Consider the following 15,010-nt stretch of genomic DNA (forward strand, 5'->3'; position numbering starts at 1 on the left):
TCTGTATTTTTATGGTTCTTACGAATATTTAGTGAAATAACGAACAACAGCTAGAATGATCAAGTTACTGTTCATTTCTTCATGATCATCCGAAAGTAAATCATCCGAAACACGATGAGAGATTTACTTGATTTCGCTCATGTTTTGAGTTATCACTAAAAGAGCGTAAGAACCATTTTTATTTTGCAATCAACAGTCACGGTCTAACATGAAGATACATGTTACCCCCTGCATTTCTCACTGCATAAGCCCTTCCTCTCTCCCACTTTAGAGCTTTTTCTCTTCCATAAATATTTTTCTTAACAATTCGAGCATAATATCTTTGATATCCCATCTTTTTATTCCACTTGCTAATCTGACGGTTAGCCCTAGGGGATGTACCGTTTTTATTCAATTTCGCACCACTAATCCCTACTTTTACTATACGTTTTTTACCATTGACTATTTCGTAAATTTCATACCCATGATGAACCCTTTTAGATAATCGACTATTACCATGTATAGCTTTAACAATTTTACTGGCAGCTTTAAACTTGCCACCAAAACCAACAAAACCAAACGCCGCCGCGACCGCGACACCTTTCCATCCTTTTCCCGATTTATACGCCTTATACCCATCATACGCCGCAAATCCCGCATTAATCGCCATCCACACAAAATGCCCATCCGGATCGACCAACATCACCGGGTTGTTGTTCGCATACGTATAGCCGTTCTGCGTCAAGATATCATCCGAATCTCCTGGATCAGGGTCCATGGACAAGAACACACCATGGGTTGGGTGGTAATAACGGGCGATCAGGTAATATAAACCTGTTTCTTGGTCATACTGGTATCCGGCATAACGATATGGGTTTTCGTCTGCCATCTCACCCGATTGGGAAAGAAGTTGGCCCCATGTGTCGTACTCGTAACGGGCCACCACGTTTCCTTGCGCATCCGTTAACGCGATGACATCGCCATGCGCGTTGTAGTGGTAGAAATACGTCGCCCTGCCTTTTTTCATCGCCAACAGCTGGCCGTTTTCTCTGTATACATATGATTGTACCACATTTCCGCTCGCGTCGGTTTCATATAAGACGTTGAGGCTGTCGCCTTGGTAATGGTAGTTCGTCACCACGCCATTGACGTTCTTTTGAATGCGGCGGCCGTCGTCGTCATATTGGTAGGTGACAAACGGCGTGCTTTCGCCTTTTCCCGACACATGCCTGGCACCATAATTAAAATAGAAAAGCAAGAGAATAGAATTTCTCCTGCTTTTCAAAAATTGTCTTCACCCTTTAATTTTTGAAATGGTATTATCTACAAATTCCTAATTTTTGTAGTTCCTTAATAACTTCTCGCAAAACTTTTTAGCCTCCTCCTCGTCATAATAGACTGAATTAATATGATTGGTAACCTCTTTTAACTGAAAAGCGCCTGGCAATCGAATTTCAGCAAGTTTAGATTTAAAATTTTCTTTGCACGAAAACACATAAGTTTCAATATCTCTTTCCGCCCAAATTCCCCATTGCAAAGACGGCGAAGTAAAAACGAAATAAAAACCATAATGAACCAAACCAAATTTTCCGTTATCGCTTTCTTCCATGTTGAAAATGTCTAAATAATGTTCATAAGTGAGTTCAATCGGAATTTTAACACATTCATACCATCCCATTTTTTCGTTATAGTAATTTTCCAGTTCTGCTAATAAGACATATGAATCGCCTGATACTTTAGATAACTCTTGAATGCTATTCCAAAACTCTTCTTTAAATAGATGGTTATATTCTCCAAAAAGAAAACTACCATACCCCCTTTGGAATACTTGGTCTGGCAATTCACGTTGAAGCTGAAATGTTGTACTTAAAATTTCTTTTATCTCTAAATACTCTTTTTCGTCTTTAATAAATAGCTCTTTCAAGTTCATTCTTTATCACCTAACCGAATTTTTAAAGGTGCGGCGCCTTTATGTCCTTTTGGAAAATACTCTGCCGTCCATCCATGCCAGTTTTTGTCCTTGGCACGCACAATGTATGCAGCTCCATTTTTAGTTAACCTAAATATACTTCCCTTTCTCTCAAAACTCCAACCATTCTTTCTTAAATTTCTAATAAAATGTAGTTCCCCTCATCAGTTCCTCGATTATAAACACCTTCATCTCTTTGATAGATCTGTTAGGCTTGAAATTGAAAAACCTTGAAAGGCACATAACCAATCAAGGTTTTTTTAATATTTTTAATCGCTATACTTGGTTATCCAATCCATAACGTCTTGTTCTACATGTAGGTATTCATCCGGACCATCTTTTAAATCAACTCCGGAAACAATTTGTAAAAGTTCCCAAACAGTTTCATCTGATATATTTGGCTCATCCTGCATGACATATTCTGAAGCCCAATCTGCTGCTTCTTCTCTTGTTAGCTTTCCTTGTAAAATCATTTTTAGTTTATCAACCACTTCCTCTTTTGTTGGTTGTCTCATTTTTTCACCACTTTCCAATATAGTTCCCATTCCTATCAAAACGATAGTGAACCTTGGCACCACCAGTAAATTTAGTATCAGGTCTAACCTGTATAATTCTACTATTATGATTCAAAGTCCCATGCCACATTCTCTTTCGACACATACCTATTACTCTAATCGAAAAACTTCAAGAGAATTTGTCTTCCAAGGATTAATTCACGATTATAAATCGTAAATCTGGGAAATCTCACCTTTTAAGCAGACATACTTACATAAAACACCTTCCAATTTCGTCTATTAATCTCTCTAATTTTATCCCCAGCTCATTTGGTTCATCATCATTATTTAATCCTTTTTCCAAAAACTCTTCATTTACAATATCTCTCAATTCGTTACCTAAGGTTTCATTTATATTAATTTCATTATTTAAAACCCACAGAAGGTCGGGTCTACGGGATTCCAAGCATTCTCTTAATAAAAGTAACATATCTGCGCTTAGCTTTAACATTTACTTCCTCCTTATACCTTTTGACCCCTTTGCGTAAGTAGTAATTATTTTTCCGTTTTTATTTAGAACTACAACCGCATTCTTACCCACATATTTCGTTCTTCCTCCTGACTGTTGAACTACTTTCTTTGGGGTTCTAGTTGCATCTAGAATAGCTTTAGGAGCCACTCCTCTACCACCATCTCTTTGCATAGCCTGTGCTAAACCATGTTTAGTATATCCTGTTATTTTTCCAGCTACAGCCTTTCTAGTAACTTTAGCAAAATTTAGAGCCCGCCTAGCTTTATACACCCTATATGCAATTTTGGCACCTTTAAACGCAGCACCACCAACAAGCCCTACGCCAACGGCAATCGCCGCCGCTTTCCAACCGCCTTTTTTAAAGGCCTTATACCCATCATACGCCGCAAATCCAGCGTTAACTACAAACCAGAAGAAATGCCCATCCGGATCGACCAGCATCACCGGGTTGTTGTTCGCATACGTATAGCCGTTCTGCGTCAGAATATCATCCGAATCTCCCGGATCAGGGTCCATGGACAAGAACACGCCATGGGTTGGGTGGTAGTAACGGGCGATTAAGTAGTAGAGTCCCGTCTTTTCGTCATATTGGTATCCGGCATAACGATATGGGTTTTCGGCTGCCATCTCACCAGATTTTGAAAGAAGCTGGCCCCATGTGTCGTACTCGTAACGAGCGACCACGTTTCCTTGCGCAGCGATTGAGAACGTGATTTCAGTATAAACAAAAATATACCAGAAACATAGAGTTAAAAAACAGAAGGACTAATTGCTGTCCTTCTGAATAGAAAGTTTTAAGATATCGACGCTACAAAATGAATGCAGCTTTCCGTTCATAATCGATAGAGGAATCCTGAAAGTTATCAAAGAATTTAAGTAATATCATTAGTTAATCCACTACCTGTAAAAAACAGGGATAATGATTCAGAAAGTAACACGGCTTCCCAGTAACCCAAACCATGTTTAGCTGTGAAAACTGGATAGTTAGGGGAAGATAAATCTACAAAAATAGGATCTCCTCCTTCCAAATCGTGTCCAATCACCAACCAAGCTCCCTTCCAATCCCCTTTATTCTCTCCTGTTAGGGAGTTGCCCTTTAAATCAATAGAATAACCTATTTGCGCATTGTCTATTTCATCTGGTGAAAAAATATAAACTTCCACACTCTCAAATTTAAACTCTCTTTTCTTCATTGACGCAATGAATGATAATACTTCTCTTCGACTATTATCAAACACTTCCTCTATTCCCCTCTTCTCTTAAATGTCAATGCTGTTGGTTTTCTATACGGTATGCTTATTATTTAATTCTAATATTTGTGCTTTAAACCATTCATCGATATTATGCCATTCCCCGACTAGATATCCTTCATTATCTACTCCTAATACTTTTTCTTGAGAGTTCAAAAAGAAAAATGTGTCTTCCCTTCTTCGAGCAAAGTAAAACAAATCATTTGGAATGTCTCCTATTAAACAGCTTCTTTCGTCCTCTAAGTCTTTAGGTTGATTTGTTTGTTCGTCATAGGACATGTTTTTTGTGAATTGCTCTTTTCCAAATATGAATAGTTCTAAACCGAAAAGACGAATACCATTAAACTGTAGTAATAATTTTTGGTACGGCTTTGGAAAATGCAGTTCTAACTCTTTTTGGAATTCGTCAATTTCACCTTGGGTTAAAGGAGCGTAGATAGCGTGAAACCAATAATCTGGCATATTCACAGGATCTAAAATAGCTATTAATTCTGTACCATTTCTCAATTTTTTGTATCCCTTTGTTTTCCAGACAGATAACTTCGATAATAAAGTAGGTCTATCCAACATGGCAATTCCTCCGAATAAAATTATCTATGTTTTAGTAGCTATCTTCTTTTTATTAATTTACCCTTTGTTTTATTACGCCAATTAAAGCTATGGAGCGCAAAATGCTCTCTAAATGTAACAAATCTTATATTATCAGGGTTACCTGCTAAATCAGGTCTAGAAGATACACTATTAATATGATGACCGTAAAATCCTTTTGCCCTACCTGTCTTAATGATCTCAGCTTTCCTTTTATTACTCCATCTTCTTGTTCCTTTTCCAGTTTTAATAATTAATTGCCTTTCATTTCAAGAGCCCATGCTTCCTGAACAGCTTTGCGCCTAGTGTAAGCAATGGAAATTATTTTTTTCGCTGTCTTTAATCTTCCTCCACCAACAAAACCAAACGCCGCCGCGACCGCGACACCTTTCCATCCTTTTCCCGATTTATACGCCTTATACCCATCATACGCCGCAAATCCCGCATTAATCGCCATCCACACAAAATGTCCATCCGGATCCACCAGCATCACCGGGTTGTTGTTCGCATACGTATAGCCGTTCTGCGTCAAGATATCATCCGAATCTCCTGGATCAGGGTCCATGGACAAGAACACGCCATGGGTTGGGTGGTAATAACGGGCGATCAAGTAGTAGAGTCCCGTCTCTTCGTCATATTGGTATCCCGCATAGCGATACGGGTTTTCGGTTGCTAGGGCACCCGTTTGAGAACGAATTTGGCCCCATGTGTCGTACTCGTAACGAGCGACCACGTTTCCTTGCGCATCCGTTAACGCGATGACATCGCCATGGGCGTTATAGTGGTAGAAGTACGTCGCCCCGCCTTTTTTCATCGCCAACAGCTGACCGTTTTCTCCGTATACATACGATTGTACCACAGTTCCGCTCGCGTCGGTTTCATATAAGACGTTGAGGCTGTCGCCTTGGTAGTGGTAGTTCGTCACCACGCCATTGACGTTCTTTTGAATGCGGCGGCCGTCGTCGTCATATTTGTATGTGACAAACGGCGCGCTTTCGCCTTTTCGAGTGATAGCGACAAGCTGATCGGCTTCGTTCCATTCATATTGGTACTCACTGTCTTCGGTCCGGTTGCCGTTCGCATCGTACGTGATCGTTTCATCGCCGAAACGAACCAATTGATTCGCCGCATTATAATCGGCCGTCGTCGTCGATGATCCCTCTTTCGTTTTCACGATTTTCGTCCGGTTCCCGAATCCATCGTACGTATACGCGATCGTCGTTCCATCCGGCCATTGTTCGGTCTTCAACTGATCGAGCTCATCATAGCTGTACACCGTGACGTCCCCGTTCGACGTTTCGATTCGGGTTCGGTTGCCGTTTTCGTCGTAACGGTACGTTTCCGCCAATAACTCGGTTCCGTTCGCCGTTCCCACCACCAGACTGTTCACCAAGCCGCGGTCGTCATACGTAAAGGTGGCACCCGCTTCATTTCCGGTGGTAAACGTGCGGACATGGCCTCTTTCGTCATAATCCAAACGGTACGTATACGTTCCATCTTGAACAACCGTATTTTGATCCAACGCGTTGTATTGGTAGGTGACGGTTTGGCTAAACGATCCATGCGAGAACAGGAACTGTTGCAATTTATCCGAGGTGGTCGGATACGTCCATTTTTGAACTCCGCCGCGGTCGGATTGCTCCGTCACACGGTTCTTCTCATCAAACTTTCTGGTCTTCGTCGTGCCGTCTTTTAAGTATTGAACCGAAAGTTCATTCCCATTTTTATCATAACTAAATTCGTAATACGGGACGTTGTTGTAGGAAATGGTCTTGACTCGTTCCGTTCCGTCATACGTCCATTGAATCGTGTTGCCTTTCGGCAAGACGGTTTTGATTTTATTGCCGTTGGCATCATACTCATTGGTTGTTACGTCATTTAATGGACCAACCGTTTTCAAAAGTTTTCCCGTCTTATCATACGAATAGGTAAATCCTTGTGACGGACCGCTGCTCGTTTGAATGACTTTCGAAGTCATATTGCCGTTCAAGTCATAATCATAGTGGACGGACGTTCCGTTCGCCAATAGGAGTTGTTTTAAACGATTGGATGGGTCATACTTGTACTGTTTTTGATGTCCCTTCTCATCATATTCACTTAACAGATTTCCTACGGCATCATAGCTCTTTTTCGTGACATACCCGGCTTCATCCGTTTCTTCCTCCACATAGTTGCCTTTGGCGTCATACTTGTTTTTCGTGACAACGTTGCCTTCGATCAAGCGAATGGCGTCAAACCAGACCGTTCCGGTGTAATTGCCGCGGAAGACAGCGGATAGGTCGATTTTATCCATTGGCTTGGAAGGCTGAATCGAAACGGCGGCACGGTTCCACTCTTGCGTGCCGATCGGAAAATCTGCCGTATACGTTTGGGTCGTTCCGTCGACAAAATACGCTTTCGCGGTAATCGAATAATCGCTTGGGCTCACGGTTCCGTTGGCTTTGACATCCTGCGCTTTGGAAAGACCGGTGAGTGTCAGACGAAGCGGCGTATCACTCGAAGTTTGCCCTACGATCACGGTCTGCTTATATTCACTCGCGGACTGCGTGGTGCTCGTTCTCGATACTTTGAGGGAGTAAGCCCCGTCGAACGATTCCGTATTATCTACGCTTCCGCCCGTTCCGCTCCAATTCGCAACGTTTCCTTCAAAACTGCTATTTAATACTGGGTTGTAGCTCGAAGAAACCTGCGCTTCCTCGAATTGAACAGTATCAAACCATGCTTCCCCTGATGCGGTTGGTGATTTATGCTCGATCTCTAAATAGATGCGCACTTTCACCGCATTCGCAGGCGTCTTAAAGGTCAGTTGTCGATCCGTCCAAGGTCTTGTGCCCGTCAATTGGCTATAGCGATTGTCTATCCAAGAAATCCGGCGATTTTGGCTATCTAAAAGTTCGATATTAAAAAACGCATAGGCTTTCGTTAAGTTCGTTTTCATTTTTCCACTTAATGTATATGTGACGTTCGGTTTGACCGCAATTTCTTGGGTGGCCGCCACATAGCCCAGTTCGGTGGCAGGCGACGTGGAGTTCACCGTGATTTTTAGCGTTTTCCGTCCCGTCAATCCATTATAGACATTCGTATCTTCCTGTAACTGTCCAGAGTCATTCGAACGAAGCAAATTCCAAGCGGTCGTTCCCTGTTCAAAGCTAGGATTAGAGAGTAAATTCGTCGCACTACCTAATGTATCACTTTCCTCAATGATGTTGCCATAGGCATCGTACTTCGCTACAGAAGACGTTTTTCCCGATTGATCGGTTTCGGATACCGGATTTAAGCCATCATAGGCAATCGTGGTGGTATCGCCTTCCGTATCTTTCATGGAGACGACATCATGATTTTGGTTATACTGGTAGGTTTCCGTCCCATAACTATCTTTCGCCGTTAACACATTTCCGTTGGCGTCATACGTATACGATTCAGTAGGGTTCGCCGCCCCTTGGTCATTGGGATCGCGTGTTTCCTTTAAGTTATTTCCTTCGTAAACATAACGGGTCGTAATGTTTAAACCGCCGACATCCTCCACGATTTCAATCGGGTTGGCGGCCTCATTAAAGGTGTAGCGGATTTTGCGGCCATTCGGTTTCTCCATGACCAGCTGCCGTTTCGTCGAATCGTAGCTTAATGTATACGTGTGATTCTCCGGGTCGATCACTTGATGGAGCCGGCCTCCGTCATATACGAACTGATTGACAACCGGCTTATCCTCCGTATGCGTCGGTTCGAATACTTTTTCCAACCGTCCCTGTTCATTATATTGGTATCTGGTGATTTCTCCGCCCGTTTGGGTCACTTTGGTTAACTGATCATTCTCATACTCATATGTGATGGTCCGGTTCATCGGGTCGGTGATTTTTTCAATTTTTCCGTTCGAGTTGTACTGAATATCCAGTTTTCTTCCGGACGCATCCGTGATAGACACTACCTTTCCATTGGCATAACCATAGACGGTGGTATTTCCATGACCGTCCACGATTTTGGTTACCTTTCCATCTGTTTTTTGAAAATATAGCTTCGTTTGATCTTTAGTCGTCAGTATATATTCATTTGTCGTTTCACTTAATTCCAAGTAAACCCCTGTTGGCGCTTTATAGGTGCCATCGGATAATTTCGTAAATCGATGGAGCGTCCCATCTTCGTCTATAAATCGGGCTTCATTTCCTTGAGCCACAATCGTCATTTCCGCATCGCTATGCCATCCTTTTCCGAATAACCCGGTCGATGCGGATAAACTATTGTAGGTTCTTGTGATTCCAAGCTCCGGGCCTCTTCCAGAAATCGAAAGATCATCTTCGTCGATGATGAGATTTCCAGTGGCGGCATTGACGCTTCCGTAAGGAACATCGATAATGGACCAGTACTCTTCCTTCCCTAAATACTCATTCGCCTCCGGAATTTTCACCGTGAATGCGTTCCCAGAGAAAATCGTTTCCCCCTCGGCGTTGTAGGCACTAAGCCGGAACCAATAACCCGTGCTCGTTGCGTATTTGGTTCCCATTTTCGCATACATAGGCGAAGGATCTTTCGGCAGTTCGACTCCTTGTCCATCATGATGCAATGTTAACGTATTCGAATCGCCTTGTTCAATTTCCTGTGGCGTCGGCCAAATTCCTTTATTTTGTGTCGTCCAATGGTCTACATCTCCGACATCAAAGGCTTCATAGTAAAGCCCGTTAAACATCCAAACCTTGTACCCTGTGGCTCCCTCTATTTTGTCCCAGTCCAGCATCACATAACCAGATTGGCTGCCTACCTGATTGGCGTAAGCAAATCCAGAAGGGGCGGGCGGTACGGATAAGTCCGGAATTCTCGGCATATACGCCTCCGAAAAGACCGTTTCCCCTTGTGAATTATAGGCACTGACCCGAATCCAGTAGTTCGTTGAATTCTCATATCGCGTTCCTGCGTTGGCGTAGGTCCAAGAAGGATCCACAGGCAGTTCGGCCCCGCGGCTATCATTTAAATGCAGCTGATAGCGACCAGCGTCCACCTCTGCCGGAGTCGGCCAATATTTTTTCCCTTTGGTGGTCCACGACGTCACATTTCCGACGTTGAGCGATTCATAGGAGGCTCCATTAAAAATCCAAATTTTATATCCCGTCGCGCCACTCACCGGGTTCCATTGAACATCTATATAGCCGGTTCCATCTCCATTGGTATAGCTTTTTCCTGTCGGAACGGATGGCTTCGCTAAATTCGGAATGGTGGGCATATAGGCCTCTGATACCGCGCTTTCCCCTTGAGGGAAGATCGCGCTGACACGGAACCAATAGTTCTTACTATTCGGATAGCTTCCTCCTGAATGGCGATAGACAGGAGACGGATCCACAGCTAATTCGGTTCCTAAGCCGTCCTGATGCAAATCATAGCGTCCCGCGCTGATTTCTGAAGCCGTCGGCCAAATCTTCTTTCCTTTCGTGCTCCAAGAGGTCACGTTTCCGACACTAAACGACTCATACTCTTTCCCGTTATAAATCCATACTTTGTACCCGGTTGCGCCCGGAACGGGATTCCATGATAGATGGATAACATAAAACTTCATGGATAACATAAAACCAAAAAAACTGACTTATTCAATCTCGTACTGAATCGTACAGAATTCGTGCAAAATTTGTTCAAAAACTATGGGATTCTTTTGGATTCTCAAAAAATAAAAAACGACCGCAAACGCAGTCGTATCAAGGGTTTAACGATTTTTTATCCGAACCATTCGGATGTTGGAAATGGAGACGGTGGGAGTCGAACCCACGTCCAAAGATATCGCCACTTAAGCGTCTACGAGCGTAGTCGGTATATTTTGCTTTCGCCGCATCTTCCGCCTACCGACAGGCCTCCAAGCAGCTAGTCTGATTCGTCTCTTCCCGCGTCCTCAGACGGTGAACTTGGGCGTATCCCACTCATGATGAACCCCTGACCCGACCACATGGGCGATGGCGGGAGGAGTTAGCCGCAATTATTAAGCAGCTAAAGCGTAATTTTCTTTGCCAGTTATATTTAGGTGACGTTTTTACGAGGACGATCCCCTCGGCTCGCAGCTTAAGCTCGATCTATCCCTGTCGAATCCGTAACGTCCCCTCGTTCGATAAAGGACATCGGAAAAAGCTTAAGCCATGAAATGAACTGGCATCGACATTATTTATTATACCATAAACGCTTCTGATTTCAATTGTCAACTTCTTCATTTACATTTTTTGGCGTTCACGGAAAGCTCGTTCGATTTCCCGTTTCGCTTCTTTTCGTTTCAGATCCTCACGCTTGTCATACTTTTTCTTCCCTTTCCCAACGCCGAGCAATAGCTTGGCAAAGCCGTTTTTAATATACAATTTTAAAGGTACAAGCGTATAGCCTTGCTCTTTTGTGTAGCCAATCAGCTTATTGATTTCCCGACGGTGAAGAAGGAGCTTTCTTGTGCGCAACGGATCGTGATTGTAACGGTTCCCTTGTTCGTAAGGGCTAATATGCATGTTATGAATGAACACTTCGCCTTTCTCTACTTTCGCGAATGAATCTTTTAAATTGACTTTCCCCGCGCGAATGGACTTAATTTCTGTTCCTTGCAAGACAAGACCCGCTTCATATGTCTCTTCAATAAAATAGTCATGATGGGCTTTTTTATTTTGAGCAATCAGCTTTCCTTCACCTTTTGGCATTGCGCTCGTCCTCCCCCTTATACAGACAAATGTTATTGTATCAAAAAAGCGAAAGAAGGAAAAGCCTCTTTGCCCAAGAGGCTTCGCCTTAGCGCTTTTTCTTCTTCTTTTTCTTCTTTTTTGCTTTAGCGCTTGGAAGATCTTCATAAAATTTCTTTTTTGTTTTTTTCTCTGGACGTCCGCCTTCTTTTGTTCGTTTTTTTCCTTTAATCACGACCGGCGCTGCTTTTGGTTCCTTGCGACGGCGCCCTTTCATACCGACAATTTCAAAATCGACGATGCGCTCTTCTTTATTGACGTTGATCACGCGCACCGTAATTTCATCGCCAATGCGGTACATTTTCCCCGTTCGTTCGCCGATCATTGCATAGTGGTGTTCGTCATAGCGATAATAGTCATCTGTTAAATAGCTGACGTGCACCAATCCTTCGATCGTGTTTGGCAGTTCCACGAACAAGCCAAAGTTCGTGACAGAGCTGATGATGCCATCGAACTCCATGCCAATTTTGTCTTCCATAAACTCGGTTTTCTTTAAGTCATCTGTTTCGCGTTCGGCTTCAACCGCACGCCGCTCCATGTTGGAAGCATGCTCGGCGATGTCCGGCAGTTGTTCCGCCCATTTCTGCTGGGTTTGATTATCTATCTTGCCATTAATTAAATACGTGCGAATCAGGCGATGGACGATTAAATCGGGATAACGGCGGATCGGCGATGTGAAATGTGTATAAAATTCAGTAGACAAGCCGTAGTGGCCTAAGCTTTCCGCATCGTAGCGGGCTTGCTTCATCGAGCGAAGCATCACCGTCGATACGACCATCTCTTCCGGTTCGCCGCGCACCGCTTCTAAAATTTCCTGCAATGCCCGCGGATGAATTTGATTGCCGGTCCCTTTGACAACATAGCCAAAGTTGGTAATAAACTCAAGGAAGCGTTGCAGCTTTTCTGGTTTTGGGTCCTCATGGACGCGATAGATGAAAGGAACATTCATCCAATGAAAATGTTCCGCAACGGTTTCGTTAGCCGCAAGCATAAATTCCTCGATCAGCCGCTCCGCTACCGAGCGTTCGCGTAAAATCACATCATATGGCTTACCGTTTTCGTCCACTAAGACTTTGGCTTCTTTGAAATCAAAATCAATGGCTCCGCGGTTCATTCGTTTTGTACGTAAAATATCGGCAAGCTCGGCCATTAACTCGAACATCGGCACAAGCGGCTCATATTTTTTGCGCAGCTCTTCGTCTCTGTCGACCAAGATTTTATTCACATCCGAATACGTCATGCGTTCCGCCGTGCGAATCACACTTTGGAAAATCTCGTGGCTGACGATGTCGCCGCGCTCGTTAATTTCCATTTCACATGACAAGGTGAGACGGTCGACTTTCGGATTAAGGGAACAAATGCCGTTTGATAGACGGTGCGGAATCATGGGAATGACTCGATCCACCAGATAAACGCTTGTGCCGCGTTCATTTGCTTCTCGGTCAATCGGTGAGCCTTCCGTTACATAATGGCTGACATCGGCGATATGTACGCCTAATTTGTAATGGCCATTTTCTAGCTTTGTCACCGTGACGGCATCATCTAAGTCCTTTGCATCCGCGCCATCAATCGTTACAATCAACTGATCGCGCAAATCGCGGCGGTCTTGCAAATCTTCAGCGGAAATCGTGTCTGAAATGCTGTTGGCATGCGCGATGACTTCTTCAGGAAATTGCATGGGCAAGCCATGCTTATAAATAATCGATAAAATATCGACACCCGGATCGTTTTTATGGCCGAGAATTTGAATGATCTCACCCTCAGCGCTAATTCTTCCTTCCGGATAAGTGGTGAGACGGACGACGACTTTATGCCCTTCAACCGCCCCGTTTGCCGCATGCTTCGGAATAAAAATGTCATTGACAATCTTTTTATCATCGGGAATGACAAATCCAAAATTTTTGCTTTCCGTATAAGTTCCCACAATTTCCGTGACGCCGCGTTCAATAATGCGGACGATCGTTCCTTCCTTGCGCGCGCCTGAGGCATGAGGATTGATGCGGACAAGCACGGTATCGCCATGCATGGCATTTTTCAATTCAGAAGGCGGAATAAAAATATCATCAAGCAGCGGATCTTCGGGCACGACAAACGCAAAGCCTTTCGAATGCCCCGTCACCTTTCCGCGGACTAAATTCATTTTTTCCGGCACACCGTAGCGGTTGCTTCTTGTTCTGACTACCAGCCCGTCTTCCTCTAAGGAGACAAGCGCTTTGACAAATTCCTTAAATTCCGCTGCATCCTCAATTCCAAACGCTTCTTCCAATTCTTGAACGGTGAGCGGTTTATACGCTTCATCGCGCATAAACGCAAGCAGCCGCTCCGTTAATGGTTCCATCATGTTTCCTCCTTTCGAGGATTACCAATCCAATGATTCTAAAAATGCATAAATGTCTTCATGAAGCTGTTCTTTCTCTTTATCAAGCGTAATCACATGACCGGATTCCTCATACCATTTGATTTGTTTGATTGGAGATTCAACGCCGTTATAAATAATATTTGCACTATCGGTATTAATCATGTCATCATGACGCGCTTGGACCACAAATGTCGGCGCATAAATTAAATCGATATGATTTCGTACCTCAGCGATTAACGCCTGAAGTGCCTTTAATGTTTTCATCGGCGTTTTGCGAAACTCTTCCATTTCTTTTTCGATTTGCTCTGGTGCTTTTCCTTCCCGTTTTTTATATTCCCGCGCGTAGTCCAGCACTCCTTGATACATCGTTTCTTCGCTCTTAATATACATAGGTGCGCACATTGGAACGATGCCCACTACAGGTACAGTGTAACCTAATTTAAGGGAAAATACCCCGCCAAGCGACAAACCGACGACTGCAATTTTTTGATAGCCTTTTTCCCGCAAAAATTCGTACGCATTCATCACATCCTGCCACCAATCATCCGGACCGGTATGCACAAGCTCTTCTGGCGGAACCCCGTGCCCTTTATAAATGGGCGCATGGCATGTATATCCTTTGGATTCAAGAAAACGTCCTAGCATCCGGACATCTGATGAGTTTCCCGTAAATCCATGAAGTAATAGTACAGCGCGTTCTCCTGCTTCAAATGTGAATGGTTTTGGTGAAACAATCTTCATTTTCTGCATCTCCTTTCACGATTCCAAACAGAAAAGGCAGCCCTTTACCATGGACCGCCCCCTTTTTCAAGTTTACAGTTGAAAATACGTTACGGCAATTGCTAAAACAAAAAACAAAACCGCTAAAACGACCGTCATGCGGTGCAATACTGCGTCAAGACCGCGAGCCTTCTGCTTTCCGAATAGCTGCTCGGCCCCGCCCGTAATCGCTCCGGACAGTCCAGCGCTTCTTCCCGATTGCAGCAGCACAACAACAATCATCGCAATCGATACAATCACCAATAACGTGACAAGCAGAGTATGCATGTCTACTCCTCCTTCTCAAAAACGCACACTGCAATAATTTTAATGTATCATAAATCGGCTGATGATACAACCGCACGCGTTTCGATTCTAATCTATTCAACGC

Annotated in this window: 11 protein-coding genes, 1 other RNA gene and 2 pseudogenes; all 14 read right to left on the reverse strand. The window is 43.7% G+C overall.

The window, feature by feature from the left end; genetic code table 11:
• Positions 1-196: 196 nt before the first annotated feature.
• A pseudogene (locus tag GRQ40_RS16085) lies at positions 197-1,204 on the reverse strand (RHS repeat-associated core domain-containing protein); the annotation flags it as partial.
• Positions 1,205-1,312: 108 nt separating this feature from the next.
• Positions 1,313-1,909: a hypothetical protein gene (locus GRQ40_RS16090; protein WP_159720366.1), complete on the reverse strand. Its 597-nt coding sequence runs from the start codon at positions 1,907-1,909 to the stop codon at positions 1,313-1,315.
• 308 nt (positions 1,910-2,217) lie between these two features.
• Positions 2,218-2,463, reverse strand: coding sequence for a hypothetical protein (locus tag GRQ40_RS16095; protein WP_044743719.1), 246 nt, complete (start codon positions 2,461-2,463; stop codon positions 2,218-2,220).
• Positions 2,464-2,713: 250 nt separating this feature from the next.
• The gene (locus GRQ40_RS16100) at positions 2,714-2,953 is read right to left on the reverse strand and encodes a hypothetical protein (protein WP_044743717.1); all 240 of its coding nucleotides are present in this window, start codon (positions 2,951-2,953) and stop codon (positions 2,714-2,716) included.
• Positions 2,954-3,673: pseudogene (locus GRQ40_RS18365) on the reverse strand (RHS repeat-associated core domain-containing protein); the annotation flags it as partial.
• Positions 3,674-3,846: 173 nt separating this feature from the next.
• Positions 3,847-4,212 carry a thiamine transporter gene (locus GRQ40_RS16110; RefSeq protein WP_159720367.1) on the reverse strand — a complete coding sequence of 122 codons (366 nt, stop codon included), beginning with the start codon at positions 4,210-4,212 and terminating at the stop codon, positions 3,847-3,849.
• A 45-nt stretch (positions 4,213-4,257) separates the two neighbouring features.
• On the reverse strand, positions 4,258-4,794 hold the full coding sequence (locus GRQ40_RS16115) for an SMI1/KNR4 family protein (RefSeq protein ID WP_080862784.1): 537 nt from the start codon (positions 4,792-4,794) through the stop codon (positions 4,258-4,260).
• A gap of 38 nt (positions 4,795-4,832) precedes the next feature.
• Positions 4,833-5,066, reverse strand: coding sequence for a hypothetical protein (locus GRQ40_RS19080; RefSeq protein ID WP_080862786.1), 234 nt, complete (start codon positions 5,064-5,066; stop codon positions 4,833-4,835).
• A complete protein-coding gene (locus GRQ40_RS16125; protein ID WP_236546350.1) occupies positions 5,066-10,354 on the reverse strand; it encodes an RHS repeat-associated core domain-containing protein in 5,289 nt (1,762 codons plus the stop codon). The genes GRQ40_RS19080 and GRQ40_RS16125 overlap by 1 nt, the downstream gene beginning before the upstream one ends.
• A gap of 179 nt (positions 10,355-10,533) precedes the next feature.
• Positions 10,534-10,887: a transfer-messenger RNA gene (ssrA, locus tag GRQ40_RS16130) on the reverse strand.
• A 107-nt stretch (positions 10,888-10,994) separates the two neighbouring features.
• A complete protein-coding gene (gene smpB, locus GRQ40_RS16135; RefSeq protein WP_044741426.1) occupies positions 10,995-11,462 on the reverse strand; it encodes an SsrA-binding protein SmpB in 468 nt (155 codons plus the stop codon).
• 88 nt (positions 11,463-11,550) lie between these two features.
• On the reverse strand, positions 11,551-13,842 hold the full coding sequence (gene rnr, locus GRQ40_RS16140) for a ribonuclease R (protein WP_159720368.1): 2,292 nt from the start codon (positions 13,840-13,842) through the stop codon (positions 11,551-11,553).
• A gap of 18 nt (positions 13,843-13,860) precedes the next feature.
• Entirely contained in the window at positions 13,861-14,601 is a 741-nt protein-coding gene (locus GRQ40_RS16145; RefSeq protein WP_044741428.1) for an alpha/beta hydrolase, read from the reverse strand.
• Positions 14,602-14,673: 72 nt separating this feature from the next.
• Positions 14,674-14,907 carry a preprotein translocase subunit SecG gene (gene secG / locus GRQ40_RS16150; protein ID WP_044741429.1) on the reverse strand — a complete coding sequence of 78 codons (234 nt, stop codon included), beginning with the start codon at positions 14,905-14,907 and terminating at the stop codon, positions 14,674-14,676.
• Positions 14,908-15,010 lie beyond the last annotated feature (103 nt).

This window comes from Anoxybacillus sp. PDR2 (assembly GCF_009834045.1).
Lineage (GTDB): Bacteria > Bacillota > Bacilli > Bacillales > Anoxybacillaceae > Anoxybacteroides > Anoxybacteroides rupiense.

What these genes read in the sequence shown, in the direction of transcription:
- GRQ40_RS16090 (WP_159720366.1), bottom strand. Translation starts at nt 1,909, where the DNA reads ATGAACTTGAAAGAGCTATTTATTAAAGACGAAAAAGAGTATTTAGAG.
- GRQ40_RS16095 (WP_044743719.1), bottom strand. Translation starts at nt 2,463, where the DNA reads ATGAGACAACCAACAAAAGAGGAAGTGGTTGATAAACTAAAAATGATT.
- GRQ40_RS16100 (WP_044743717.1), bottom strand. Translation starts at nt 2,953, where the DNA reads ATGTTAAAGCTAAGCGCAGATATGTTACTTTTATTAAGAGAATGCTTG.
- GRQ40_RS16115 (WP_080862784.1), bottom strand. Translation starts at nt 4,794, where the DNA reads ATGTTGGATAGACCTACTTTATTATCGAAGTTATCTGTCTGGAAAACA.
- GRQ40_RS16125 (WP_236546350.1), bottom strand. Translation starts at nt 10,354, where the DNA reads ATGAAGTTTTATGTTATCCATCTATCATGGAATCCCGTTCCGGGCGCA.
- smpB (WP_044741426.1), bottom strand. Translation starts at nt 11,462, where the DNA reads ATGCCAAAAGGTGAAGGAAAGCTGATTGCTCAAAATAAAAAAGCCCAT.
- rnr (WP_159720368.1), bottom strand. Translation starts at nt 13,842, where the DNA reads ATGATGGAACCATTAACGGAGCGGCTGCTTGCGTTTATGCGCGATGAA.
- GRQ40_RS16145 (WP_044741428.1), bottom strand. Translation starts at nt 14,601, where the DNA reads ATGAAGATTGTTTCACCAAAACCATTCACATTTGAAGCAGGAGAACGC.
- secG (WP_044741429.1), bottom strand. Translation starts at nt 14,907, where the DNA reads ATGCATACTCTGCTTGTCACGTTATTGGTGATTGTATCGATTGCGATG.